Below are 25601 nucleotides of genomic sequence, written 5' to 3' on the forward strand. Positions count from 1 at the left end.
GGGAACAATCGAGTGTCCAACATGGCTTGCGAACGGTGGCGCAAACACAACTTCTGTTATTCGGCGGCTTCACTCTTGCTGGAGGCGAGCTTGCCAATGCAGCGCTGAGCCGCAAAGCGCGTGGTTTGGTGACTTATCTCGCACTCAATCCTGGACAGTCCCATTCGCGCGAGAAACTCGCCGCGCTTCTATGGGGCGATACCGGGGAGCCGCAGGCGCGGATGAACCTTAGACAGGCTCTGTCGGCGATCAGGAAGGCGTTGCCATCGGTCGACGGCCGACGCCTTTTGGCACACGGCGACAATGTCACCCTCAAGCTCGACGATCTTGAGATCGATGTGGCACGGTTCGAGCGCCTAGCGTCAGGTATAGCCCTCGAGCAGCTTGAGCAAGCCGTCGTTGTCTATCGCGGTGACTTGCTCGATGGCTTCGCCCTGAAGGAAGAACCGTTCAACGACTGGCTCAGGGTGGAACGTGAGAGATTGAGGACGATTTGGATCGGCGTTCTGGAAAAACTTCTCCATCGCTATTCGGTCGAGAACAATCTGGCCGCATATGTCCAGGCAGCGAGGCGCTTGATCGGGTCTGATCCTCTTAGGGAAGACATCCACCGAGGCCTCATGCAAATCTACGCCCGCCAAGGCCGACTGAACATGGCACTGAGGCAGTATGCCCAATGCCGCGAGGTCCTTCGCAAGCACCTCCAGGTGGAACCGGAGAAGGAGACGCGTGAGCTGAACGACAGGCTCCGTGCTAGCCGTTTCGTACCGTCCAAACCGAGCCTAACACCGTGCTTAAGTTATGAGGGAAATCCAGTCGATAACCCGGTGCCAGCCTCGCTGCGCCCAGAAACACACTATGTAAAGTCGGGCGGGGTCAGCGTTGCCTATCAGGTAACCGGCGGGGGGCCGTTCGACCTCGTCTACGTACAGGGCTGGGTTTCCAACCTCGACTATGCCTGGGAATCTCCTCGGCTTACGCATGTGCTGCGGCGGCTTGGGTCATTTTGCCGGCTGGTCCGCATCGACAAGCGAGGCACTGGGCTTTCCGATCGCAACGTGGGCTTTCCAACGATGCAGGAGCGGGCGGACGATTTGCGGGCGGTACTCGATGCAATCGGATCGCGACGGACAGTCTTATTCGGCAGTTCCGAAGGGGGCGTCCTATGCATGCTCTTTGCGGCGACCTATCCCGAACGAACCGAGGCACTCATTCTTCACGGTGCTTATGCTCAAGGACTTTGGTCACCGGACTATCCTTGGGCAAAGACTAGAGAGGACATGGAAGAAGAACTGGCCGAAATCGAACGCAAGTGGGGAGAGCCTTGGGATTTGGGAAGAGGGGCGCCGAGCTTGGCGAACGATACGCACGAGCAACAATGGTTTGCAGCCTATCTGAGGAATTCGGCGTCTCCCTCCGACGCGATCGCACTATGGCGCTGGGGCGCCGAAGTCGATGTCCGTAGTATCCTCCACGCGATTCATGTGCCCACTCTCATACTCCACAGGAAAGGCGATCGATGGGTCAAGGTCGAAGAAGCACTTTACCTGTCCGAGCGCATTGTTGGCGCCACGCTGATCGAGCTCCCGGGCGATGACCACCTGATCTGGGGCGCCGATTCGGACCGCCTCGTCGACACAATCCAACACTACCTCACCCGTACGTTTCCTTCTAAGGCCGGATAGAGCCGAAGGCTGAACTGTATTCCACCCGCTCATTGACATGGATCATGACGATCAGTTTCGGGAGGATCATTGAAGACCAGCGAAGAACTATGCTGAGTGATGCGCGGCGGCGCGGTGGGCCTCATCGGAAGCACTCACATCCCGGCAGAAGAAAATGCAAACCCGGTTGCTGGCCACGTCACCATTTAGGCCCGTGGCGAAGCTAATCTCTACCCGCGTTCATGGGGCGCTTGGCTAACCGACGGCTGTCGGGCCACAAGCGAAATGTCAGTTCGCAATGTCAGATTGCCGCTAATCTCTCGGCGCTGACCCGGTGAAGTTTCCACCTTTGCGGGAAATGAACCCCGGCGGTCCTTGGTCCCTGGCGCCGCCAATCGGGACCGGTGATCCAAACGTCCCGGAGCAGCGTAGAATCAACAGATCTAGCCAGTTAGTGGAGATTGGGACGATGCAAGGGACAATCGCATTCCTTTGTGCCGTGTTTCTCGGGTCGGCGGCACAAGCCGACGCATTCTCGGACAGCCGCGGCATATGGATGCGAGACGACGGCAACGCCAAGGTCTCAATCGCGCCTTGTGGACAGCAATTGTGCGCGACCAATCTGTGGGTCGGCGACACCAGCAAGGGTGAACAGGCGGGCGACAAGCTGATCATGACGCTAAGACCGGCGTCACAAGGCACGCTGGCCGGAAAGGCTTACGACCCCAAGCGAAACCGTACCTATTCAATGATGTTGACGGTGAGGAAGGGGGGGCTCACCACGAGGGGCTGCATAGGCGCAGGCTTGATTTGCAAGAACGTGCGCTGGACCCCGGCAAAATGATCTGCGAGACGGAATGAGCCGACAAGCCCAAGCTCCCACCATTGTGCTGTTCCGGCGCGACCTGCGCATGGGTGACAACGCCGCGCTCGCGGCGGCAGCTGAGCGCGGCGCTCCCGTCGTAGCGCTCTATATCCTGGACGAGACAACCAAAGGTCTAAGGGCCATGGGAGCGGCCAGCCGCTGGTGGCTCCATCACTCGCTCGCGGCCCTTGGCGATCTGCTTCGCAAGGCTGGAGCGAATCTATTTCTGGCACAGGGACGCACCGAAGACGCCGTCGCCAAGGCGATCGACGCCAGCGGCGCGAATTGCGTGTTCTGGAACAGGCGTTACGACCCCTCGGAGGCGGGGGTCGATGCCAGGCTGAAAGCCGCCCTGCGCGAAAAGGGGCTCACGGCACTCAGCTTCGATGGCGCGCTCCTGCATGAACCTTCGCTCCTCAAGACTGGCTCCGGCGGCTTCTACAAAGTCTATACGCCATTTTGGAAGGCGATGGCGTACAAGGTCGATGTTCGCGATCCGATCGATACCCCGGGACAGATTGATGGTTGGAGGGGTGAGCTTGGCGGCTTGCGCCTGGACGAGCTTGACTTGCTGCCTAGCAAACCCGACTGGGCGTATGGCTTGCGCGAGACTTGGACACCAGGCGAAAAAGGCGCTCAGGCCAGGCTTGGTCAATTCATTGAGCACGACCTGGCCAATTATGAACGCCAACGTGACTATCCTGGCCAGCCGTCAACATCGCGACTTTCCCCGCATCTGACCTTCGGCGAGATCACGCCATTCCAGATATTCGCCGCGTTGCGCAGATCGAAAAGCTCGGGAACTTCGAAGTTTCGTGCGGAGATCGGCTGGCGGGAATTTTCATATCATCTGCTGTTTCATAATCCCGATCTTTCAGGGCGCAACTTCCGGCCGGAGTTTGACGCAATGTCGTGGCGGGACGACATGCGGGCGCTTCGGACATGGCAGCGCGGCCTGACAGGGTATCCAATCGTGGATGCCGGGATGCGCGAATTGTGGCGAACGGGCTGGATGCACAACCGCGTGCGCATGATCGTGGCGTCCTTCCTCATTAAGGACCTCATGATCGACTGGCGCCACGGCGAAAAGTGGTTTTGGGACACTCTGGTCGACGCGGACGCCGCAAACAATCCGGCCAGCTGGCAGTGGGTGGCCGGATCCGGAGCTGATGCGGCGCCCTATTTTCGCATCTTCAACCCGGTGCTGCAGGGCGAAAAGTTCGACCCTCACGGCGACTACGTTCGTCAGCACGTCCCGGAAATCTCTGCATTGCCCGACCGCTATATTCATCGGCCATGGGAGGCTCCCGCTGCCGTGCTGAAGGACAAAGGCATCGTGCTCGGCAAGACCTACCCCAATCCGATCGTAGACCACGGTGCGGCACGAGAAAGGGCATTGATCGTCTATCAGTCCTTAAAGGATTGAGCCAGTGGATCAAACAACAACGGGAAGGTTTTCATGATGCGGTATGCCGTCGCCTACACAACCACTCTGATCGCTTTCCTGGCCATTGACGCGGTATGGCTCACGACGATGTCGCAGCGCCTTTACCGCCGCTATGTCGGGGACATACTGGTTGACGTATTCAACCCTGTTCCTGCTGCGGCATTCTACCTGATCTATGTCGTGGGTCTCATAATCTTCGCAACGTCGCCGGCTTTTTCGAGCGGCAAATGGACAACAGCCGCGCTGAATGGCGCGCTCTATGGTTTCTTCACCTACGCGACCTACGATCTGACCAACCAGGCCACGATCCGCGGCTGGCCGACGATCATCACTGTGGCGGATATCTGCTGGGGTTCGCTGCTCAGCGCGGTTGCGGCGACTGTGGGCTTCCTGGTGACCCGCTACTATCTGCGCGGCGCCTGATCGCCAGGCTGTTGCGGGGCCGGCACAGCACCCGACAACAGCCAGCCGATGAAGACGATCAACGTCGCGGCGCTCAAGGCATTCAAGCCGGCCATGGCGCTGTTATCGGCGGCCGTGTAACCGGCCAGCGGCTCGCCGAAAAAGCGATGCGGGATGAAATAGGCTATCGCACTAAGCCCCACCACAAAGAGCCCGATCGCCCGCTCCGACGGCCTGAACAGCGCGGCACCGATCAGTGCGCAGGGAACCAGGAAAATCTCCACGCCCGATCCAACGCCGAACGCCTTGGTGCTTACGATCTCGTTGGCGATGCCAGTCAGCGGCAGCAGGACGCGGGCGGCCAGCGCATGCCGTTTGGCAACAGCCGGAACAGCCATAAAGATCGGCGTTGACATGAACGTGAGAAACGAAGGAGCTATCTTGTCGGCGCCGACCGCCGCCCAAAGGTACAGCGGGTAGAACGGCTGGTTCCAGGCAACGACCAGTGCAATCCAGTTGGCCGCGCTGGTCAAGGGGTCGGGATGCGCCGCGTAACCGGCGACCCGGCGCCATAGCCGTGCAAGTCCTTCCATGTTACCAGGCCGGCCGCAGCAGATAGTGGCTGACGCCCCATTCCCTGCCCTGATCGTGACCGAACAGACCTTCGGTGGCCATATAGAACAGCCGCCAGCGCCGGCGCCAAAGCGCCGCATCCCGCCCGTAGACATCGGCAAGGATCTCGCCGATGCGCTTGTAATTGTCATCGAAGCGCGAAAGCCATTGCTGCGCGGTGCGCGCATAGTGCATGCCGTTCCAACGCCAGTCGCGTTCGATGGCGAAACAGTCCGCAAAGTGACCGATCAGCCCGTGACTCGGCATGATGCCGCCGGTGAAGAAATGCCGTGCGATCCAGTCGGCGTCGTCGCGATGATCGAAGCGGTAGGGACTGTGGCGGTGGCTGAAGACATGGACGAATAGCCTGCCTTCGGGCTCCAGCCAGCTTCGGATACGGGGAAGCAGGTCGCGCCAGTTGGACATATGCTCGAACATCTCGACCGACACGATGCGGTCGAAGCGCTCTCGCGGCTCGAAGCCGTTCATGTCGGCGGTGATGACCTCGACATTGCGCAGCCCGCGCGCCGCCGCTTCCGCTTCGATATGCATGCGCTGCGGCGTCGAATTCGACATCGCCACGATGCGGGCGGCCGGAAAACGCTTAGCCATGTACAGCGTCAGCGAACCCCAGCCGCAGCCAAGTTCGAGAATGGATTGGCCATCGCGAAGGCCGGCATGTTCGACAGTCTGCTCCAGCGCCGCGATCTCGGCCTCAGCCAAGGTCTCGTCCCCATTCGGATAGAGGCAGCAGGAGTATTTCCGATTGGGACCGAGCGTCAGCGCGAAGAATTCGGGCGGAAGTTCGTAGTGCTGCTCGTTTGCGGCTTGCGCATGCTCGGCGATGGAATAGTCCGCCATGGCACAAGCAAACCGCTTCGCGTCGACCGACCCCGCCTTGGCAAGCCGCCGGCGCGTTTTTCCTACCAGGACGCCGATACCAAAGCGTGTGGCGGTATCGGGAATCGGCGTGCTCTCGACGGCACGGATTGCGGATGAGATCAGGCTCACTGTCATGTCCCTTCCCGGGTTGTTGCCGCCATCGGCACGCCCGGCCAGAACGCGTTTACGCGCTCCTGATAACGGCGGAACTGTACCCCACGCGAGCGCAGCATGTGTGCCTCCAATGGCGGGATGCCGGAGACATGGACCAGCAGCCAGTACATCAATATGGGGCCTGCAAGTGCGGCGAAGCCCCATGGATAGGCCGAGGGGGAGCCTATCGCGAAGGCCATGTATGCCAGCCAGCCCAGCCATTCGAAGAAGTAATTGGGATGCCTGGATAGGCGCCACAGGCCGACATCGCAGACCTTGCCCTTGTTGCGAGGATCGCCTCGAAAAGCATTCAGTTGCCTGTCCGCCAGCGCCTCGCCACCAATCGCCACCACCCAGATCGCAACTCCGATCCAGTCGCCGGGCCCCAGCCCCGGAGCCGGCTTGTGGGCGGCAGCCATGATCGACATTGCAAGCAGGAAAGCCGCGGCCGCCTGGACCTGAAGGAACCAGAACAGCCGGCTTGAGGAACTGGCGCCCCATTGCTGCTTGAGCTGGCGATAGCGCGGATCGTCGCGGCTGTCGCCCATCGTCCTGCCAGCGATGTGAACGCCGAGCCGCAGCGACCAGACCAGCGCCAAAAGCGCGACCAGCCATCGCCTATGATCGTTGTCGCCTTCAACAAATGGGACGAGCGCCAGGAAGGCACCGATGATGCCGACGGCGAAAGACCAGATCGCATCGACCCAGCCGGAGCTGCCAGTCCGTATCGCGACCAGCCAAGCCACCGCCATGGTGGCACAAAGAGCGACCGCCGCTAGAACGATAGCCGAGACGACGCTCATTGCCGGACCTCAGCCGCCGAACAGAGGCTGGATCAGCCTGCCGAAGAAGCCGCTCAGTTTCATCTGGCCTTCGAGCGCGGCAATGCAGATACATTCGCCGTCCTTGTCGACGATCGGCTGATGTTGAACGTCGTCATCGGCCTCGTCGAGATCCCCCGGGCCATAGCGGCCGCGCGCGTCCGAGAAGGCTCCTTTCAGTATGTGGGTGTATTCATAGCCCGCATGCGTGTGCTCCGGCAGCTTGCGGCCGGCCACGACCTTCAGCAGCATGACGTTGGCGCTGTCGTCATCAGGCAGCGTCACGCGGCTCCAGCGCACGCCCGGCCCGATCCAGCGCCATGGCCCGATGCCACAGTCGTCAAGCACCTCAGGCAAGCGGATGCCCACATCGGCGCGCGGAAGCCTCTGAGCCGGCGCGGCCTTGCCGCGACCGGCCTCACCGGTGTCGATCATCGCCATCACATGATCGAGGGCCCCAGCTTCCATGTCCTCCGGCTCGATATCGTGCAGAAGGGAGCCCCCAAGCGCTTCGAATCCGGCAATGCGCTCGGCGCAAGCCGTGCAGGCGCCGACATGGACGGCCACGACGATGCGCGGCCCGGATTCGAGCGAGCCGTTGGCATAACGGAAGAGCGTCTCATCACTCGGATGATGCTTGATCATTTGAGGTCGTCCAGGATTTGGCGCAGCCGGCCAAGGGCCAGCCGCACGCGTGATTTGACGGTGCCGAGGGGGATACCGATCGCGTCGGCGATCTCGGATTGCGTTACCTCGCCAAAGAATGACATTTTCAGGATATCGGCCTGTTCCCGCGGCAGAAGATCGAGCGCCTCCCGCACCCGGTCCTCGCGCTCCACCGCGATGATCGCCTGCTCGCCCGAAACCGGCGCATCAGGCTGATCGGACGGATCAAAGGCTTCGGCAATGACCGCCGGCCGGCTTTCGCGGCGCAGCCGGTCGATGCGCGCGTTGCGGGCGATGGTGAAGATCCAGGTCGACACCCCGGCACGCGCGGGATCGAAATACGATGCCTTTTTCCAGACAAGCAGCATGGTTTCTTGCACGACGTCCTCCGCGGCGGACGGCGTCATCCCCGAACGCTTCAGGAAAGCCTTCAGCCGCGGCGCGTAGAAGCCGAACAGTGCCGCGAATGCCACTCGATCGCGGTTCGCCGCGACTGCCGCCATCAAACGGGTCGCTTCCGGCGCCGACAGGCTCCCCTCGTCGCGTATGGTCACCGCCAATCCGCTCTCCGCGAGATCGAAAGCAAGAAGCGCTTTGTCGGCAATGAAATGATGTCCTGCATTCATAAGCCCTGTTACGCGCGGCAATCCCTTTCGGATCACTGGCCGCGCAGCGATTGCTGCACACGGTGATCCACAGCCCGCACCGCTGCGTAGAAATTAAACCTAGGGGAGGACGTCAGTCCCTTCCATAGCAAATCGGAGGGCACGAATGACGATCGGCGGCTATTTCGAAGCGGACAAGCCGATGGACATCGCCATCGTCGGCAGCGGCATCTCCGGCCTGTCCGCAGCATGGCTGCTTTCAACGCGCCACAAGGTTTCGCTATTCGAGGCGGACCGGCGGCTCGGCGGCCACAGCAATACCGTCGATGTCGGCGGCACACAGGTCGACACCGGTTTCATCGTCTATAACGAAGTAACCTATCCCAACCTGACGGCGCTGTTTTCGCATCTCGGCGTGCGCACTAAGGCGTCGGACATGTCGTTTGCCGTCTCGCTCGACGGCGGACGATTTGAGTATTCGGGAACCGGATTGGGCGGGCTGCTCGCACAGCCGTCCAATGTCGGTAGGCTGCGTTTTTGGCAAATGCTGAAGGAATTGCTGCGCTTCTATCGAGAGGCCCCCCACGACATCGCGCGTATCGGCGAGATCAGCTTGGCCGAATATCTCGATGCCAGGGGCTACGGTGCCGCATTCCGCGAGGATCATCTCTATCCTATGGCGGCAGCCATATGGTCGACTCCGGCGCTTGATGTCGGCAACTATCCAGCGACCGCCTTCATCCGGTTCTGCCAGAACCATGGCCTGCTGAAGCTGGCAGGCCGGCCAACCTGGCGCACAGTCGATGGCGGCAGCCGCAAATATGTCGAGCAACTGGCGAGGAGCGTCGCCGGCCGTTCATATGCCGGGCGCGGCGTGCGCTTGATTTCCAGGCGCGGGGGCGCGGCTTGGCTTACCGACTGCGAAGGCGTCGAGCACCGCTTCGACCACGTCGTTATCGCCACCCATGCCGACCAGGCGCTGCGCATTCTTGACGATCCGAGCCACGACGAGACGCGGCTGCTCGGCAGTTTTGGCTACAGCCGCAACGAGGCGGTGCTGCATGCAGATGCGCGCCTGATGCCGCGGCGTAAGCGCGCCTGGTCGAGTTGGAACTATTTGACACAGGGCCAGGGTGAAACCCGAAAACTGTCTGTTTCGTACTGGATGAACAGGCTTCAATCGTTGCCCGATGACCAGCAGCTCTTCGTCACCCTCAATCCTGTCGTGGAACCGGCGGCCAATACCGTTCTGCATCGCGAGACCTATGAACATCCGGCTTTCGACGCCGCAGCGATGCGCGCGCAGCAAAGGCTGTGGTCGCTGCAGGGCAGTCGAAGAACCTGGTTCTGCGGCTCCTATTTCGGCGCCGGCTTCCACGAGGACGGCCTGCAGGCCGGGCTTGCGGTGGCTGAGGCGCTTGGCGGTGTACGCCGGCCCTGGAGCGTCGCGAATGAGTCAGCGCGCATTCACATCATCGACGCCGTGGCGCGGCGCAACCTCGAGGCGGCGTGATGCCGGAGCTGAAATCGGCCCTCTACGCTGGCAAAGTAATGCACCAGCGGCTGAAGCCGCGGCGGCACCGCCTTTCCTACCGCATTTTCTTCCTTCTGCTCGACCTCGACGAGATCGATGCGATGAGCAAGCGGCTTCGCCTGTTGTCACACAACCGGTTTAATCTGTTTGGCTTCGCTGACGCGGATCACGGCGATGGCTCGGGCGGATCGCTGAAAGCCTATGTCGAAGATATGCTTGAGACGGCAGGGATCGAGACGGATGCGGGGCCAATCCGACTGCTCTCGATGCCGCGCACGCTCGGCTACGCTTTCAATCCGATCAGCATCTATTTCTGCCATAACCGGCAGGGCGACCTCGTCGCGATCCTCTACGAAGTCAACAACACCTTTGGGCAGCGCCACAGCTACCTGATCCCTGTCGGCGAGCGGCACGACGAGACTGTCAGGCAACATTGCGACAAGCGCTTCTACGTTTCGCCTTTCATGGCCATGGGATTGAACTATCGCTTCCGCATCGGCCTCCCCGGCGAAAACGTCGCGATACACATCACTGCCAGCGACGACCAAGGGCCGCTGATGGTGGCAAGCTTCGCCGGCAAGCGGCGGGCGCTGAGCGATGCCAGTCTGCTGCGCGCATTCATCTCGTATCCTCTGCTGACACTCAAGGTGACCGCCGGCATCCATTGGGAGGCGCTGCGGCTCTGGGCAAAGGGCATTCGGCTTCAGGAGCGCCCTGCCCCGCCCGACAACTCCATCACCCGCGTCGCCATGCATGGACGTTTACAGAGAAAGGCCGAGCCTGATGTCATTTGACACTGAGGCAAGGGCAAAGGTCGATCTATGGTGCGGCATTTTCCTCGCTGCCAGGGAACGGACTGTAGAACAAAACAAGACCGGGTTGCCGTCGGAATGAAGGGTAGGACATTGAGTGGCGTTGTTGCCGGATCCGCGGAGGCCAAGGGCCTTCCCACAACACACAATCCACGACCGGTTGGAGTCAGGCCTCATGACCGCATCGAAGCGCCTCTATGACGACGAGACCGAAATGTACCGGCTGTTCGAGAACGAACTCTTCGTCACCGTAGTTGGTGACGTCATGGATACGATCAGGCTGCGGCATCAGTTCCTTCCGCCCGTGTTCAAGCCGGTGGACGAGAAGACGCGGCTTTTGCGGCCGGTACCGCCGATCTGCTCAATCGTCAGGTCCTCGGCGATCAAATTGCCAATCTGATCGTCATCGCTGCCCCACGCACGCTTGGTGAACTTCGCAAGCATTACCACCAGAAACGTTCGGCCGTGCTGGTAGGCGAGATCCCAAAGGATCTTACGAGGCGTTCAGCACAAGAGATAGAAAATGTAGTGCCGCCACCTAGTTAGCCGCGGCCTGCAGCCGGAGCCACGATATTGACGTCAGGTCCAAGCATGACAGTCGCATGGACGAGCAAGTCGCCATGAACAGAGCCGCCATCGAAATCGCCTTGCACGGTCGGCGTCTATTTGGGCCGCCCAAGCCACTCAAACCGCAGCATAGAACATCGTCAGCTCGTCGCTGCCGATCGCTTGAAAACGATGGTGACCCTGGTCCCTTCAGTGGCGCTGGATTTGACTTCGAATTGCGCTTTGGCGTTCTCGGTCAAGGAGCGCGCGATGAGAGCACCGAGCTTGCCGGGCTTCGGCCATGTCTCGCCCTCCGGCAAACCAACCCCGTCATCGGCGATGGTGATGCGGCATCCGTCGCCATCGACCACGCTGTGAAGCGTTATCGTGCCGCCTTCTCGTCCCTTGAAGCCGTGTTTGAGCGCATTGGTCAGCAATTCGTTCACAACCAGCCCCGTGGGCATCGCAACGTTGATCGACACGGGATAGGTATCCACCTTCATGTCCAGGCGTATGCCTTCCACCGCATGCGAAGCCATTACCGCGGATGCTATCTGGCTGAGATAGATACCAAGATCGATCTCATCCTTCTGCTCGTCGTTCGACAGCGCCTGGTAGAGTATCGCAAGAGCGTCGACGCGGCCGGCCAACCTCTCGAACCGTTTCTGGTCGGGCTCCGCCGCATTGCGGGTCTCCAGCCGGATGAGTGCGGTGATCATCTGCAGATTGTTTTTTACCCTGTGCTGCAGTTCCCGCAGCAATGTATCCTTTTCCCGGACACGCTCCTCTACCGAGGGCGCCTCCTCGCCGTGAGAGGATACGTCCACCAAGGCGACCAGCCGGAAACAAGTCTTGCCATCATCGTCCACAATCAAATTTGAGTAGGCGTCAACGACTGCCGGTCCCCCGACGCCGCGCTCCAGCCGGAAAGTGCCGACGAAATCCGTTTCATTGATAACGCTCTCGGCCAGCGCCTTGTCCTTCTGCTCACGGATCCCAGTCCCGGACAGCGCTGCCCAGTTTTTTCGCGCCAGATTGGCGGCCTTCAGGCCGGAGAGTTTTTCGAATTCCGGATTGGCATAAACGACGCGCTCCGTTTCGATCAGGTCTGAAACAGCAATCGCGATAGGCACCTGGTCGAGAAATTTCTTGAACTGTTCGCTCTCCAGCGCGGTCGCGAGTTCGGGCGTATCGAGCAGTTGCTCGACCGCCTCGGGCTTCCCTGTATCCGATATCATTTTACGCCTACGCTGTAAGGAAAGGTCATCAGTATCAGCGATGGAGCATATAGGCCACCACCGAAGCGGAGCGCCACCTTGCTGAGGTCAGTAGGCGGGGACAAGCCTCGTGTCGCGTAGCGGCAAGGCCATTGCGAACCGCAGACCGTCAGGATGATAGTTCAACTCAACCTTGGCTTGGCACTGCACGGCGACGACTTTCTCCAGCAACGTCGTACCGAAGCCGCGCCGTCTTGGTTGCTCGACCTTCGGCCCGCCCTTTTCAAGCCAATCCAGATTGAGCATTCGCTCTCCTTCCGAATTGCTCACCGACCACCGGACTTCGAGACGCCCTGTGGGGCGGGACAACGCGCCATATTTCGATGAGTTGGACGCGAGTTCATGAAACGCCATCCCGATCGGGATCGCGATATCGGCGACCAGCGCGACGTTCGGCCCTTCGAGCACTACGCGCGACTTGTCGGTCGTATCGTAGTGGCGCAGGTCCGACTCCAGCAGCTTGTGCAAGGAAGCCATCTGCCAATAGTCGTCGGTGAGCATCGAATGCGTGTCGGCGAGCGAGACGATCCTGGCAGAGAAATCGCGCACGAAATCATCCACGCTACCACTCGATTTGGCGGTTGCCCCCATCATCGCCCGGACATTTGCGAGCGTGTTTTTGACGCGGTGATGGAGTTCCCTGATCAGCAGCTTTTGCCGGTCGGCGACCTCTTGCTTCTGTTCGATATATGACTTGACCTCGAGTTGACGGGCGCGGGCTCGCAAAGCCGAGCGCACCGAATTTGCAAGACTCGACGCCAGGAAAGGCCTCTCGAGAACGATCAGATAGCGATCCAGAAAGGCGAGTCGCTTGTCGATCTCCGTTCCTCGCATCGTCAGTAACACGATCGGAAAATCCGACCACGTCGGTTGATGATTGAGCCACGATGCAAACTGATTTCGATTGGAACTGATCAAGGCTTCTTCTGTAACCAAAAGGCAGTGAGCTTGGTCCAACAGCGGAACTGCTTCGTCGAGCGTGGCGCAGATGTGGGACTTGATGTCGTTCTCCGTGAGGATTGCAGACGCGACCTTCGCGTCGCGCCCGACCGGCGCCAGCACGAGCACATTGCGGTCTGAAGGCATCACGATGACTTGTCTTGCAGCAGGTTGCCTTGCTTACCCTCGTAGGTGGGCACGCCAGTCAGTATCCCTCGGAACTCCTCTAGTGGTTCGCCGACGGCCAGGCCGGTCGCGCTTATCTTGAATTCGCGAATGGTGTCCTCATGCGGCCCGACGCGTTTTTTCACCACGGAAATAGCTCGTCTCAAACGGCCGCCGCTTTCAAAGAAGCGCAGCAGCATTACGGAATCGCAGAGATAGGTCATGTCGACGGGGGCAGACATCTGACCTATCAGCCCATGATTGGCCAACAACAGGATCGTCACAACGCCCTTTTGATTAAGGTAAGTCAGAATCTCGTGCATCTGCAGCACAAGATGCTGCTCCTCCGACATGGCATTGAGATACCCGGTCAGGCTGTCGATGACGACGATCCTTGCACTTGAGCGCTCCACAGCCGACTGGATGCGCGAAGACAATTCACCAGGCGACAACTCTGCCGGATCCACCTGTTCCAGCAGCAAACTTCCATTGACGGCGAATGGCCCCAGATCCATGCCGAGGCCAGACGCGCGCGCCAGGAAAATCCGCTTGGTTTCATCGAACAAAAGCACCAGCACATGTTCGCCGCGCTTGAGAGCCGCATGGCAATAGCTGCACGCGATGGTCGACTTGCCGACACCAGAAGGTCCCATCAGGAGAGTGCTGGTGCCGCGGTCCAGCCCGCCACCCACGAGTGTGTCGACAGATCCATTACCGGTTGCCGGCGTTCCATGCTCGGCCATCTCATGTTCGGAGGCAACCAAGCGCGGAAACACCATCACGCCGCCCGGTCTAATGACGAAGTCGTGGAAGCCGCCGCGAATTTGAACGCCGCGCATCTTGATGATGCGCAGCCGCCGCCGCTCTCCGCCATAGATCGGCGAAAGCTGTTCCATCCGGATGACGCCATGACTGATGGAATGCAGGTTTAGATCGTCATGTTCAGCGGTGAGATCGTCAAGCAGAAGCACCGTCGCATTGTTGAGCAGGAAAAAGCTTTTCAAAGCCAGAACCTGCCGCCGATAGCGTAACGAGCCCTGCGACAAGAGGCGAATTTCCGACAGGGAATCGAACACCACGCGATCCGGCTTCATGCGCTCGATCTCGGCGAGCGCGGACTGCACGGTCTCACCGAGTTCAAGATCGGACGAGTGAACCAGAGTCTGTAACTGCGATGGGTCGAGGCTCAACTCCGGTGGCACCAGCTCGAGGATTTCGATGCCGTGAAGAGAAAATCCATGCCGTTCCGCGACTGAGTGCAGTTCACGCTTGCTCTCGGACAGCGTTATATAGAGGCATTTCTCGCCATCCGACGCGCCTTTGATCAGAAACTGCAGCCCAAGTGTGGTCTTACCTGAACCAGGCCTGCCCTCTACAAGATGTGAACGGAATTTAGCGTATCCGCCTCGCAGGACATAGTCGAGGCCTTCCACGCCAGATGATATTGGTGAAGCGTCGTCTTGATCCACGTTGCCCCGCTTGCTTTTCGTGAACACTTCAACGGATAGAATTTTCAATGGTTCCCACTTGAAGAAGTGAGGCTCTCACGGCCATTCCAACGACGTCGTGTCGTCGGGGCTGTCGCGAAGCGCCGCCGCAGATTTCTGCCGTCCTGACCGCAGTGATGGCTGAGGGAACCTCGTACTCGCGACGCCGTTGTGCCTCACCAATGAGGTCCGGCGCTTGAGCGAACCAGTCCCAGATATCGAGCGCCGGCCCTTCGGGCGTTCTCCGCAAGGCAAGAACAGGCTCATCGTGGGGATGCTCGTTGCATGCCTCGTTCTCGGCTTCGGAGTGCTCGCCGAGGAGGTCCTGGAAGGCGATACGACCAAATTTGATCTGGCGATCATGTCGACCCTGCGTGGGGCCGATCAGGCCTACCCGATCGGTCCGCCATGGCTTCAGGAAGCGGCCAGAGATGTGACCTCGATCGGCAGCGTGGTGTTTCTTGGCTTCGTGTTGATGGCAGGGGTTGCCTATCTGCTTCTTGTCCACAAGCGGGCTCTGGCCATTTGGATGGCAGTGGCGGTGGCCGGCGGGGAACTGCTCGGCACGATCCTCAAGCTAAGCTTCAACCGCCCCAGGCCGGAGATTCCTCATGTCACGCGGGTGTTCACTGCAAGTTTCCCGAGTGGCCATGCTATGCTTTCGGCGATCACGTTTCTGACCGTGGGCGCCCTTCTTTCACACGCAAATCAGGATTTCCGCCTCAAAGTGTATTTCATGGCCCTCGCCGTCTTTCTGACGCTGGCCGTTGGCGTAAGCAGGGTCTATCTCGCGGTCCACTATCCGACGGATGTCTTGGCCGGATGGTGCATTGGTTCTGGCTGGGCGATCCTGTGTTGGATGGTCGCTTATGGTTTCAGGAATGGCCGGAGCGGAGACTGAAGACTTGAAGGTTGTGGCGCTCATCAACAAAAGTGCCGGCGCCGTGGCGCGCAAGGGCGACATCGAGAGAACCGTGCGGGATGGGTTCGCCGAACGTGGCGTCGAGGCCGATGTGCGACTGGTGGAAGGGCGTGAGATCGGAGAGCTCTCTCAGCGCTTCGTTGCCGAAAACAAGTCGAGGTCCGGCCATGGATCGATATTGGTGGTGGGCGGTGGCGACGGCACTCTCGGCAGCGCGGCCTCGGCGCTGGCGGGGACGGGTGTGGTGCTTGGCGTCCTTCCGCTCGGCACATTGAACCACTTTGCCAAGGATTTGGGTGTGCCGCTCGACCTGACGGCGGCGATCGATACAATCGCGACCGGCATGCCTGTCACGGTCGATGTCGCCGAGGTCAACGGCCGAGTCTTTCTCAACAATTCATCGATTGGGATCTATCCGTTCTTTGTTGCAAAGCGTTCAACCGAACAGCGCCGCCGCGGGTTCGGCAAGCTTGCCGCCATCGGACCCGCCCTGATGAGAACGTTGAGATCCGCCTCGTGGCAGGCTGTCCACGTCGCTGCCCAAGGCACCCGCGAGAGGCTGCGGACGCCTTGCGTGTTCGTCGGCAACAATTTCTACGACATCGCCGATCTTGGCCATCGCCGCAGCCTCTCCTCAAAGGAACTCTGCGTTTACGTCGTCAAGCAGCAGTCGTGGTTTGGGCTGGCATTGCTTCCGTTCAAAATCGCGTTCGGCATGATCGACGCGACCCGAGATCTTGAAATTTATCGCGCCAACTCGCTGCAAATCACATCGCATCGCCACGCCATGCTGGTTTCTCTGGACGGCGAAGCCGTCAGCATGGACACGCCCCTGAATTTTCAGGTTCGGCCGGCGGCCCTGAAAGTCATCGCACCAGCCAGAACGAACAAAACCGGCGACCGTAGCTGAAAGCGGAGAACTTCAGTGAGAACCCTGGTCCATCTTTCGGATTTGCACTTCGGAAAGACAGAGAGCCAGCTTGTGGACGCGATCACGGCAGAGGTTCTTGCAGTCGACTCTGATCTGCTCGTCGTTTCGGGGGATCTTACGCAGCGCGCCCGGAAAGACGAATTCCTGCAGGCGCGCGCCTTTCTCGATTCCCTCCCTGGCCCCCGCATCGTAGTGCCAGGCAATCACGACGTGCCGCTCTGGAATGTCTTCGCGCGTGCGGTGACGCCTCTGTCGCGTTACAGGCGCTACATCGAGGCGGACACGGACCCGTTCTACGCCGATAGCGAAGTCGCTGTGGTCGGGATAAACACAGCACGATCCCTGACGATCAAGGACGGCAGGATCAACGTCCGTCAACTCGAGGCGGCGACGGAAAAATTCGCACATATGTCCGATGACGTTACCCGGATAGTGGTCACGCATCATCCTTTCGAAGGGCTAGACCTGGAAAACGACGACGGCATCGTGGGCCGCGCCGATCTGGCAATGGATGCCTTCTCGCGCAACGGCGTAGATGTCATATTGTCTGGGCACCAGCATCTTCACCGCGCTGGTTCGAGCGCACGGCGCTACCTCATCGACGGCTATGCGGCGCTGCTTGTTCAAGCGGGGACGGCGGTTTCTTCGCGGGTACGACAAGCTGCAAATTCGTTTAACATCATTCGCATCGAGCACCCGAGGATCTCTATCGAATGTCGGGCATGGCAGTCTTTGCAGTCCGGGTTCGAAACCTCAGCCAGTTATTCCTTTCGGCAAGGTTCAGGCGGATGGGAACCCGCTTGAATTGCGTTGGGAGAGAGCGTCTACATTTCCAGAATCTGCCGACGTACGGCTAAAGCTGAGATTCGATGGGGAGGTGCCTGACCAGGGCGGCCAGGATGCGGCGGAACCATGCTGCCTCGGGTTCGCGCGTATAGGTTTGCAGTCTGCCTTCATCGCTGCCATGCCAGCGAAGAACCTCGTTCTTCAATTCGAGCCGGTAGCTCGCTTCCGGCGCTATCTCCGATTTGAACCTATGCTGCAGTTCCGCGACCAGATTTTCGTCTTCAAAAAGCACTCCCATTTCCGAATTCAGGGATACGGACCGAGGATCGAAGTTAAAAGATCCGACGAAACCGATCCTGTTGTCGACGCTGAACGCTTTGGTGTGCAGGCTGGCGCCCTTGGATCCAAATACGGAAATCTTGGGCTGCCGGCTAAAGGGTTGGAGCTCGAAAAGCTGCACGCCCATTCTCAGCAAGCGCTTGCGATAGTTGGCGTATGCCCCGTGGACCGCGGCGACATCGGTCGCGGCCAAGGAGTTGGTCAACACAGCGACCTGCACCCCGTCGTCGACGAGGTCGCCGAGGATTTTTGATCCCTTCTTGCCGGGGATAAAATACGGGGACACGATTTCCACACGCTTGCGCGCCGACTGAATGATTGGGAGCAACTCCTTCATCAGCCAACCGCGCGGTCTCCAGCCTCGGACCTTTTCCGGAGGGTCGGAGATCACGCGCACGCGCTCGACCCAATGTACGTTGCTGCTCGCCGATATGAACTCGGCGATGGAGCCCTTGTCCCTGACCCCGCTCAGAAGCGTCGACTCGGTTTTCTCCTCTCTTCCCTCGAAATAGGGGGTATGCGAGCCTGGAGCGGCTGCACCGAGTTCAGCTATTGGCTTCGCGTCCTGGCATACCCAGAAAGTTTGGAAGATCTGTGCGGTTTGCTGGACGGCGGGACCGAGAAGCAGCATGTCGAGGTCACGGAAATTCGTCTCCGCCGCGTCAAAATATGCATCGCCGACATTGCGCCCACCGACAATTGCGATGTTGTTGTCGGCAATCCACGCCTTGTTGTGCATCCGCCTTGTCAATGCAAAAAGCCGCAAGAGGACTTCCGCGCCGCGCATGAGGCCGCGCGCTCTGATGCCGCTCGGGTTGAACAATTTGAGTTCGATGTTTGGATGGTTGCTCAGCGCCAAATAGGCGGCATCGCTCTTGCGCGGATTGACGTCGTCGAGCAGCATTCTGACCCGTACGCCTCGCTGGGCCGCCCGGACAACTTCCTGCAAAAGCAAGCGCCCCGTGTGGTCGTCATGCCAGAGATAGTACATGAGATCGAGAGTGCGAGCCGCGCCCCTTGCCGCCAAAACACGCGCGGCGAACGCATCGTAATTGTCAGAAATCAGCAGCAGGCCGCTCTTACCTGCTTTGATTTTATCGGCCGATGTTTGCGTAATCGAGACGTCCATGAATTGACCGGTTTCGGAGGAGATCGAGGCGCCGTTTCATTAGGTCAAGAACCCGCGAGCGCCGATCTGGTTGCACGAGGGCCTTGAGCCTGCTGATAGTCGAAGAAAGCTGGCGTTTAATATTCAGGTGGCTCGCCCATTTCGTTGCGCTGCTTCTTGTTCGAGCATGGCAAGCTTTTCGCGGATCTCCTCCGGCTCGGCATGCTCCAGGCCGACCACGTCGTTTCTGGTCTCCCTAAGCGAAACGACGATCTCATCGAGCTTAGCGTGAATGGCCGCGGTATCGCGATAGCCCTGTATCAGGACAACACCAGTGATCACGATGGCGGCCACCGAAAGGACATAAGTGACCGCGTTGGTCAGTCCGAATGGCACCAGCGCGGTGCACAATACCATTGCGACCATCATGACGTAGAAGCCTGGCGGCCGGGAAAGGAGAGCTATGGCGGAAAATGGGTGATGACGGTTTGAGAAGGGCGGCGTATCGAGGCGGGTGATTGAAGCCTGCCAGAACCTCTCAAGGAGAGCGATACGCCATGAACGAGACTATCAACATTGTTCGCCTTCGTCAGCCCGACGAGATCGATGATCCCCTGACGGATGTGCTCCGCACCGGCGCGCGCAAATTGCTGGCGCAGGCGATCGAGATGGAGGCCGAAGCGTTTCTTGCCGAGATGCGGGATCTGAAGCTGCCGGACGGACGTGAGCGGCTGGTCCGGCACGGTCGCGGCCCGGAGCGGAGCATCCAGACGGGGATCGGGCCGGTGCCCGTCAGCCGGGTGAAGGTCCGGGACCGCGGCGCGACCGGCGAAGCGGACCGGGTCCGGTTTTCCTCATCGATCCTACCCAAATGAGGGCGCGTCGGACGCGAAGTCTGGACGCGCTGCTTCCCGTTCTTTACCTGCGCGGCGTTTCGACGGGCGACTTTCAGGAAGCTCTGGCAGCCCTGCTCGGCAAGGAGGCAGCGAACCTCTCACCCTCGGTGATCACGCGGCTGACGGCAGAGTGGACCACCGAATACGAGCGTTGGCAAAAGCGCGATCTTTCGGCGCGCCATTATGTCTATGTGTGGGCGGACGGGGTCTATCTCCAGGCGCGCATGGAAGACCATGCCGAATGCATGCTGGTGCTGATCGGCGCCACGCCTGAGGGCAAAAAAGAACTCGTCGGCTTCCAGACAGGGATTCGTGAGAGTGCGCAGAGCTGGCGCGAGCTGCTGGTCGACGTGAAGCGTCGTGGCCTGCAAATCGCGCCCGATCTTGCCGTCGGCGACGGCGCGCTTGGCTTCTGGAGCGCGCTCGATGAGGTCCTTCCCGGCACCAAGCACCAGCGGTGCTGGGTGCACAAGACAGCCAACGTGCTCAACAAGGTGCCGAACTCAATGCAGGCCGGCATGAAGACAGATCTGCGCGAAATCTTTTCCGCCCCGAACCGAGCCTCAGCCGAGACGGCGATTGCCGTCTTTGTCGAGAAATATGATGCGAAATACGGCAAGGCGGTCGACTGCCTGACCAAAGATCAGAATGCCTTGCTGGCGTTCTACGATTTCCCCGCCGAACATTGGGATCATCTGCGGACATCGAATCCCATCGAGAGCGTTTTTGCCACCGTTCGCCATCGCACGGTGCGCACGAAAGGCTCCCTATCATCGAAGACCGCAAGGCTGATGGTCTTCAAACTGGTCATGGCCGCCGCCAGGACATGGCGACGATTGAAAGGACAAAATCAGTTGCCGAAACTCATCGCAGGTGCCAGATTCCAAGATGGAATCGAGGTCATCGAATTGAAGCCGCAGAGCGCCGCTTGATCAGCCTCGTCACCCAAATTCCAGCATAGCTCGGGAAAGGAAGTCGGCCGTCATAAACAGGATCCGGTTCATTCTAACGGCTCCATGATTGTGAAGCCGTGGCTCGTTCCTGCGCCAAACGCCGAAGTGGATACAACCACACCATCATATCCTGGCCAGAGCGAATACGGCTACCAGCGCGGTCAGAGCCACGCAAATGGGCACTGCCAGGAGGAAACCGGCCTCTATGAGGCGAGTCTTTTTGTCATTGAACATCCAACCACCCGTCGCTGGCTAAATTGAAGTTGACGGGTTCGCTCGCCGCCAAAGCAGCGAGCGAACCGTTATCAACGCAGGAAGGGACATAGCTGCGCGGATTTTGAAATGTGGACTGTCCAGGTTCAGCCATGGGATATTCCGATGACGAGCAGGGATATGGCCAAGACGAAAACTGGCGCCAGCAACCAACGCGCTTGACCAACACTTCTGTCCATGAATTCTTTCCTTCAGTTCCGTGGCTGACAACTTCCGCGACAGATGACCGTTCCAAGCTGCACCGACGGCAAGACCATTGCGGAATTCGACCGGACTTTGGTCCAACCACCTCCTCCGACTGAAGTCCTCCCAAGGGAACGATTGCATCCACGCCAAGTTGGCAGCTGAGCTTCGACACCACCGATCGGAGCCAATCTCACGAGGAGTAAGATTATGAAATTGCATCTGTCTGCCGCAGCCGCGGCATTTTTTCTGCTCGCAGGCGTCGGCGTCGCGGCGGCCGAGGACATCATCATTCAGCCGGAGCAGGAAACGGTTATCCGTGAATATGTGAAGAAGCAGCCGCTTGCTTCGGTGAAGGTTCCCGGAGTGGAACTCAACATCGGCACGGCGCTGCCTGACACGGTCGAACTTCGCGAAGTTCCCAACGTCAAATACCGCTACGTCGTGATCGACAACCGGACCGTTCTGGTCGATCCAACCACCCACAAGATCATCAAAATCTACGACTGACCGGCCTTGCCGGCCAAAGCCCGTCGCCTCTCCCGGCGACGGGTTCCAACTGACGGTCATAAGATGCAATATCTCATCTTTGGAAACGCCTGCTGCAAAGCTGAGAACAAAGTTCACGGACGTGAACATTACCGCGGCGACATGAAGGTGTTTCGAAAGGTCGCATCGGTGATGGCGGAGTCTGATTGACGGCGCCGACCTGATCGCCGCCTTTATCTTAATCGCGATTAGCCCATTCCTGGCCATTGGCCTAAGGTGATCCGGCCGCCAGCGGCTATGGCGTCGGGTTGGAACAAGGAAACGCCATGACTTCGACAGCAGCGCTGATCTGGTATCTGGTAATTGCCGGCCCGCAGGGCGGCATGGCGGTGTTGCCGAGCACTTTCGACAAGCGGGAACAATGCACGGCCGCCATTGCCGAATACCAGAAGCAGCCAACGTCGACGGGCTGGACCCTGCAGTGCGTCCCCAGCGCTTCACCATTCACAATCAATGGATCCGCCGAGTAGCGCAAGGCGGTCAAGGCCGGGCATAGCAACGCCTCCTTTGGCGCGACCTCTGCTTAGGCCTTAGGATCGACGGCCGCTCCGAGCAGATTGATATGTTCGGTCGCAATTTTGAGCAGGGTTTCCGCAGTCTCTTGCGCTGTCCATCCCTGGGCCTCTGATTCAGCCACCAAGGCCGCGAACGCCGCTTCCAGGGCCACCTCACAGTTGACCGCCCGATCCGGACTTCCTTCCGGCAATATCGGCGGTTGAATGGTCTGGGACATGCGCGATCTCTTCCAAAAAGGGGAAGCCCGCGCCTTAGCGAAGAATGCGGGCCGATCAAGGTTTCTGGCCCGATCTTCAGCAGTGGCGCGAGGGAGCGTTGCCTGCCGCAATCACCAACCCTCGGAAGTCACATATGTTCCAGACCAGCGGATCGAAAGTCGCACGCATCGACCGCTGCGAACCGTGACGGGTCACTTGGGAAAATCAGGCAAGGGATGCTCGATAGCATTGAGGATCGTGCGGTAAAGACTGTCGACCTCTTCATCGATTTCGGCCCGCTTGATCCCGAGCGCCTTGGCGTCCGCTATTAGCTTGTGCGTGAGTTCATCGACCAGGAGGACATCTGCCTTCATCGTCCTGGGGACATTGTTAGCGATCCATTGATCCAGAAAGTCGATTCCGCGTGCACTCATGGAGCGATAAGCTCGACCGCAAGGTTTAAGTTCCGCGTTTCCTCTAACGGCCCAACGGTCGCCTGGATAGCGAAACCAGCTCATCCTCATCGACGACGCCTGCCATGTAGTTGCCTATAATTCTGGAGGCGATTGCGTCACGCTCGTCGGGTGATTGATTTTCGAGCTTCAGCTGCTCGAACACCCGGCCCAGCAGAGCCATTTCGGCCGGATCAAAAATACCAGCCTCAGTCGCCTTTCTCCGAATTGGCATCATTCTCCTCCCAATAACCCTGCAAGGAAGCGTGCCGCAAAACCTGTTCGCCACGCAAGTGTTTCACCAGAACATTCGCCCGCTGGTCCGCCAGTGTTGCATTGTGGATCCCACGCGACGATAGCCCGAAGCTCGGTCGACGCACGGGAAAATTGGGATTGCGCCCAGTCGCAGCATGAGCCGACATGACCCTCGCAGATCACCAAACAAATTTACGCTTCAGGATGCCGAAACCAGGATCGGTTGCCTCAAAGCTCCTCCCTCCTATGGACTGCTCCCCTGGAGAGCAACTCACGCACCGCTCGTATGTGATCCTAGTTCATAACTCACAGTCATTCCTGCCTGCCTTTGACTTCCCGTCAACCTAGCTGTCCGAAAGGCGCGTCGGTTGGATGGGCCGCTTCAACATCCTGACGTCGCTTTTTGGCTTTCATGCCGGAACCAGTCGGCAAGCGTGAAGTTCCCCCTGTGCCTTGATTGAGAAGGCAACAAACCAGGAGGACGCACGTCGCGCTTACCAAGCTCGCGGAGTCGGCGGTCAACGTCGCAGCAGATGCGGCTTAACGGGTTCATCGCGTTGTAGAAGCCTCGGTCAATTGTTCGCCAGGCTCATCCGAACAATCAACGCATCGGCGTCTCAGGGCGCGAACAGGAGTATGACATGGGCTTTTTCAGCAGATTCTTCTCCGGCCTGGGTCGCAAGGCGCCAGCCGACAAATCGAGTGGAGACATGCGCAAGGCAACCGGCGCCGGCCCAGCTATCGCGGCTCATTCCAAGGACGCCAAGACGTCGGCGGCGACCGGTCAAAATCCAGCGGCGGCCAAGAAGAAGTCCGCCAACTGACCGCGGATGTTTCACGCGCCGAAAAAGTGAGCCGTTCGGTTGACGATCTGAGCGGTAGCTTCCTCGAGCACCGCCTCGATGTGAGATCGGCTTCACTCAACGCTTTCAACTTTTATCCTCTGATGGGCACTTGTTCGAACGTCGATTTGTCTGAAAAAGATGCTCGCCTGCCGAAAATCATTCTGCAGCCCGACGACGTGGTCGCTCTTTGAGGCGTAGCGGGAACAGCTTTGCCGCTCACGACGTTGAGGACATGAGTCAGGGCATTAGGAGGCGAATTGGTGGAAGCGCTCGACCGCAACCCAGGCCCGGGTCGTGGCAGCCTACTGGTCGCTCGCCATAGAGTTCTGGCCGAATGTGGCGCAAAGTGAGGACAGCACCCGGCAATGATGCGTCGTTGATCGACGGAGAAGCCGCAAGTCGCGCTGCATCAACAACTGAACAGAGCAAGGCGGCTCTGAGATCAGAGGATGGCGATCGCGGGCGCGACGCGGCGTGGCCATCCCAGATACCAGCCCTAGGCTGGAAGGATATTTTCTGGCGCCTGTGGGAGGAATTCAACAAGGACCGGGTTCTGCTCGTCGCGGCCGGTGCCACGTTCTACTTGCTGCTGGCGCTCTTCCCCGCTTTGGCTGCGTTCATTTCAATTTATGGCTTTGTCGCGGACCCGGTTACGGTTGCGGACCATGTCGCATATCTCGGCGGATTGCTTCCGTCAGGGGGGCTGGACCTCATTCGAGGTCAGCTGCAAGCCTTGGCCATGCAGAAGCCCGGTGCTCTTGGCATAGGCTTCTTCATCGGCCTTGCTATCGCATTGTGGAGTTCCAACAGCGGCATGAAGGCCCTCTTTGATGCGATGAACATCGCCTATGAGGAACGGGAGAAACGCAGCTTCATCACGCTCAACCTGATGTCGATTCTGTTCACCGTCGGAGCGTTGCTTATCGGCATCGTGCTGCTCCTGACCGTGGGCGTCGTTCCCGCACTTTTGCGCTATTTCTATCTTGATGCGTGGACAGAGACGCTTGTCGCAGTATCCCGGTGGCCGATCCTGGTCGCCGCGATGCTGACCGGAATATCCCTGCTTTATCGCTTCGGACCGAGCCGCGAACGCGCCAAGTGGCGCTGGCTGAGTTGGGGCGCCTTGATTGCGACCGCAGCATGGTTCGCAGCGTCGTGGCTGTTCTCGTTCTATCTGCAGCATTTTGCCAACTACAACGCCACCTACGGGTCGCTCGGCGCTGTTGTCGGTTTGATGATGTGGACGTGGATTTCCGTCATCATCCTCATTGCTGGCGCAGCCATCAATGCCGAGATGGAGCACCAGACAGCGGTGGACTCGACCACCGGCCCTCCACTGCCCATGGGCAAGCGGGGTGCCGTGGTAGCGGACACTTTGGGCAAAACCGCAGACTGACTATCTAACGAACACGCACTGTCAGCGAGAATGCGTGTTCGGGTCCTGTCAGCGCCTGGTCTGCTGGGTCACCTGAGACAACGTGCTTTCAAGGAAAAATTGAACAGCGATGTCGATACCGCG

29 protein-coding genes and 1 pseudogene are annotated in these 25601 nt (G+C 59.4%); 17 read left to right on the forward strand and 13 right to left on the reverse strand.

Features of this window, described 5'->3' with window-relative positions:
* The first annotated feature begins 35 nt into the window (after positions 1–35).
* The 4 genes from ACVILI_RS27350 to ACVILI_RS27365 all read left to right on the forward strand — a co-directional run bounded on the left by ACVILI_RS27350 (position 36) and on the right by ACVILI_RS27365 (position 4399).
* Entirely contained in the window at positions 36–1685 is a 1650-nt protein-coding gene (locus ACVILI_RS27350) for an alpha/beta hydrolase (RefSeq protein WP_051726935.1), read from the forward strand.
* A 448-nt stretch (positions 1686–2133) separates the two neighbouring features.
* On the forward strand, positions 2134–2508 hold the full coding sequence (locus tag ACVILI_RS27355; protein WP_038653150.1) for a DUF2147 domain-containing protein: 375 nt from the start codon (positions 2134–2136) through the stop codon (positions 2506–2508).
* A gap of 13 nt (positions 2509–2521) precedes the next feature.
* Positions 2522–3955 (forward strand): cryptochrome/photolyase family protein, encoded by a 1434-nt coding sequence (locus tag ACVILI_RS27360; protein WP_038648730.1) that lies wholly within the window; start codon positions 2522–2524, stop codon positions 3953–3955.
* Positions 3956–3988: 33 nt separating this feature from the next.
* Positions 3989–4399 (forward strand): DUF2177 family protein, encoded by a 411-nt coding sequence (locus ACVILI_RS27365; RefSeq protein ID WP_019859902.1) that lies wholly within the window; start codon positions 3989–3991, stop codon positions 4397–4399.
* Here ACVILI_RS27365 and ACVILI_RS27370 read toward each other — a convergent pair.
* The 5 genes from ACVILI_RS27370 to ACVILI_RS27390 all read right to left on the reverse strand — a co-directional run bounded on the left by ACVILI_RS27370 (position 4381) and on the right by ACVILI_RS27390 (position 8138).
* A complete protein-coding gene (locus ACVILI_RS27370) occupies positions 4381–4911 on the reverse strand; it encodes a hypothetical protein (protein WP_240565269.1) in 531 nt (176 codons plus the stop codon). The two genes, ACVILI_RS27365 and ACVILI_RS27370, sit on opposite strands and share 19 nt — an antisense overlap.
* Before the next feature lie 61 nt (positions 4912–4972).
* Positions 4973–6001, reverse strand: coding sequence for an SAM-dependent methyltransferase (locus tag ACVILI_RS27375; protein WP_038648734.1), 1029 nt, complete (start codon positions 5999–6001; stop codon positions 4973–4975).
* 2 nt (positions 6002–6003) lie between these two features.
* Positions 6004–6828: a DUF1295 domain-containing protein gene (locus ACVILI_RS27380; RefSeq protein ID WP_038648736.1), complete on the reverse strand. Its 825-nt coding sequence runs from the start codon at positions 6826–6828 to the stop codon at positions 6004–6006.
* 9 nt (positions 6829–6837) lie between these two features.
* Positions 6838–7491 (reverse strand): ChrR family anti-sigma-E factor, encoded by a 654-nt coding sequence (locus tag ACVILI_RS27385; protein WP_038648739.1) that lies wholly within the window; start codon positions 7489–7491, stop codon positions 6838–6840.
* Entirely contained in the window at positions 7488–8138 is a 651-nt protein-coding gene (locus ACVILI_RS27390) for a sigma-70 family RNA polymerase sigma factor (protein ID WP_120145501.1), read from the reverse strand. Before ACVILI_RS27390 ends, ACVILI_RS27385 begins: the two co-directional genes overlap by 4 nt.
* Positions 8139–8283: 145 nt before the next feature.
* Between ACVILI_RS27390 and ACVILI_RS27395 the strand changes: the two genes are divergently transcribed.
* The 4 genes from ACVILI_RS27395 to ACVILI_RS27410 all read left to right on the forward strand — a co-directional run bounded on the left by ACVILI_RS27395 (position 8284) and on the right by ACVILI_RS27410 (position 11009).
* Entirely contained in the window at positions 8284–9630 is a 1347-nt protein-coding gene (locus tag ACVILI_RS27395; RefSeq protein ID WP_019859911.1) for an NAD(P)/FAD-dependent oxidoreductase, read from the forward strand.
* The gene (locus ACVILI_RS27400; protein ID WP_083246848.1) at positions 9627–10445 is read left to right on the forward strand and encodes a DUF1365 domain-containing protein; all 819 of its coding nucleotides are present in this window, start codon (positions 9627–9629) and stop codon (positions 10443–10445) included. Before ACVILI_RS27395 ends, ACVILI_RS27400 begins: the two co-directional genes overlap by 4 nt.
* Before the next feature lie 193 nt (positions 10446–10638).
* A complete protein-coding gene (locus ACVILI_RS27405; protein WP_038648741.1) occupies positions 10639–10863 on the forward strand; it encodes a hypothetical protein in 225 nt (74 codons plus the stop codon).
* A complete protein-coding gene (locus tag ACVILI_RS27410) occupies positions 10821–11009 on the forward strand; it encodes a baeRF12 domain-containing protein (protein ID WP_084791644.1) in 189 nt (62 codons plus the stop codon). The genes ACVILI_RS27405 and ACVILI_RS27410 overlap by 43 nt, the downstream gene beginning before the upstream one ends.
* Before the next feature lie 161 nt (positions 11010–11170).
* Here the strand turns inward: ACVILI_RS27410 and ACVILI_RS27415 are convergent, their stop codons facing one another.
* The 3 genes from ACVILI_RS27415 to ACVILI_RS27425 form a co-directional block, all read right to left on the reverse strand.
* The gene (locus tag ACVILI_RS27415) at positions 11171–12247 is read right to left on the reverse strand and encodes a histidine kinase dimerization/phosphoacceptor domain -containing protein (RefSeq protein ID WP_038648744.1); all 1077 of its coding nucleotides are present in this window, start codon (positions 12245–12247) and stop codon (positions 11171–11173) included.
* An 87-nt stretch (positions 12248–12334) separates the two neighbouring features.
* On the reverse strand, positions 12335–13375 hold the full coding sequence (locus tag ACVILI_RS27420; RefSeq protein WP_457102658.1) for a sensor histidine kinase: 1041 nt from the start codon (positions 13373–13375) through the stop codon (positions 12335–12337).
* On the reverse strand, positions 13372–14859 hold the full coding sequence (locus tag ACVILI_RS27425; RefSeq protein WP_457102746.1) for an ATPase domain-containing protein: 1488 nt from the start codon (positions 14857–14859) through the stop codon (positions 13372–13374). Before ACVILI_RS27425 ends, ACVILI_RS27420 begins: the two co-directional genes overlap by 4 nt.
* A 214-nt stretch (positions 14860–15073) precedes the next feature.
* Between ACVILI_RS27425 and ACVILI_RS27430 the strand changes: the two genes are divergently transcribed.
* From ACVILI_RS27430 to ACVILI_RS27440, 3 genes are read left to right on the forward strand one after another with little or no spacing between them, the layout of a single operon-like run.
* Positions 15074–15778, forward strand: coding sequence for a phosphatase PAP2 family protein (locus ACVILI_RS27430; RefSeq protein WP_240565270.1), 705 nt, complete (start codon positions 15074–15076; stop codon positions 15776–15778).
* A gap of 13 nt (positions 15779–15791) precedes the next feature.
* On the forward strand, positions 15792–16709 hold the full coding sequence (locus tag ACVILI_RS27435) for a diacylglycerol/lipid kinase family protein (RefSeq protein WP_457102747.1): 918 nt from the start codon (positions 15792–15794) through the stop codon (positions 16707–16709).
* 15 nt (positions 16710–16724) lie between these two features.
* A complete protein-coding gene (locus tag ACVILI_RS27440; protein ID WP_038648749.1) occupies positions 16725–17534 on the forward strand; it encodes a metallophosphoesterase family protein in 810 nt (269 codons plus the stop codon).
* A 49-nt stretch (positions 17535–17583) separates the two neighbouring features.
* On the opposite strand, the gene ACVILI_RS27445 is transcribed toward ACVILI_RS27440, so the two are convergent.
* The gene (locus ACVILI_RS27445; RefSeq protein WP_038648751.1) at positions 17584–18984 is read right to left on the reverse strand and encodes a phospholipase D family protein; all 1401 of its coding nucleotides are present in this window, start codon (positions 18982–18984) and stop codon (positions 17584–17586) included.
* A gap of 123 nt (positions 18985–19107) precedes the next feature.
* Positions 19108–19392: a low affinity iron permease family protein gene (locus ACVILI_RS27450; RefSeq protein ID WP_457102659.1), complete on the reverse strand. Its 285-nt coding sequence runs from the start codon at positions 19390–19392 to the stop codon at positions 19108–19110.
* Between the two features lie 128 nt (positions 19393–19520).
* Between ACVILI_RS27450 and ACVILI_RS27455 the strand changes: the two are divergent.
* The 3 genes and pseudogenes from ACVILI_RS27455 to ACVILI_RS27465 all read left to right on the forward strand — a co-directional run bounded on the left by ACVILI_RS27455 (position 19521) and on the right by ACVILI_RS27465 (position 22287).
* Positions 19521–20791, forward strand: a pseudogene (locus ACVILI_RS27455) (IS256 family transposase).
* A 687-nt stretch (positions 20792–21478) separates the two neighbouring features.
* A complete protein-coding gene (locus ACVILI_RS27460) occupies positions 21479–21778 on the forward strand; it encodes a DUF1236 domain-containing protein (RefSeq protein WP_038648754.1) in 300 nt (99 codons plus the stop codon).
* 305 nt (positions 21779–22083) lie between these two features.
* On the forward strand, positions 22084–22287 hold the full coding sequence (locus ACVILI_RS27465) for a hypothetical protein (RefSeq protein WP_027047168.1): 204 nt from the start codon (positions 22084–22086) through the stop codon (positions 22285–22287).
* Positions 22288–22340: 53 nt separating this feature from the next.
* Here ACVILI_RS27465 and ACVILI_RS27470 read toward each other — a convergent pair whose 3' ends face one another.
* The 3 genes from ACVILI_RS27470 to ACVILI_RS27480 all read right to left on the reverse strand — a co-directional run bounded on the left by ACVILI_RS27470 (position 22341) and on the right by ACVILI_RS27480 (position 23217).
* A complete protein-coding gene (locus tag ACVILI_RS27470; RefSeq protein ID WP_019859928.1) occupies positions 22341–22550 on the reverse strand; it encodes a hypothetical protein in 210 nt (69 codons plus the stop codon).
* A 192-nt stretch (positions 22551–22742) separates the two neighbouring features.
* Positions 22743–22964, reverse strand: a complete 222-nt coding sequence (locus ACVILI_RS27475; protein WP_038648757.1) for a DUF768 domain-containing protein — start codon at positions 22962–22964, stop codon at positions 22743–22745.
* Positions 22965–23007: 43 nt separating this feature from the next.
* A complete protein-coding gene (locus tag ACVILI_RS27480; protein ID WP_027047169.1) occupies positions 23008–23217 on the reverse strand; it encodes a hypothetical protein in 210 nt (69 codons plus the stop codon).
* A gap of 661 nt (positions 23218–23878) precedes the next feature.
* On the opposite strand from ACVILI_RS27480, the gene ACVILI_RS27485 reads away from it, so the two are divergent.
* The 3 genes from ACVILI_RS27485 (at position 23879) to ACVILI_RS27495 (ending at position 25478) form a co-directional block, all read left to right on the forward strand.
* Positions 23879–24061: a hypothetical protein gene (locus ACVILI_RS27485; protein WP_010915337.1), complete on the forward strand. Its 183-nt coding sequence runs from the start codon at positions 23879–23881 to the stop codon at positions 24059–24061.
* Positions 24062–24087: 26 nt separating this feature from the next.
* Positions 24088–24273, forward strand: a complete 186-nt coding sequence (locus tag ACVILI_RS27490) for a hypothetical protein (RefSeq protein ID WP_148307415.1) — start codon at positions 24088–24090, stop codon at positions 24271–24273.
* Positions 24274–24416: 143 nt separating this feature from the next.
* A complete protein-coding gene (locus ACVILI_RS27495) occupies positions 24417–25478 on the forward strand; it encodes a YihY/virulence factor BrkB family protein (protein ID WP_038648759.1) in 1062 nt (353 codons plus the stop codon).
* The last annotated feature ends 123 nt before the right edge of the window (positions 25479–25601 follow it).

This window comes from Mesorhizobium sp. USDA 4775, assembly GCF_054062655.1.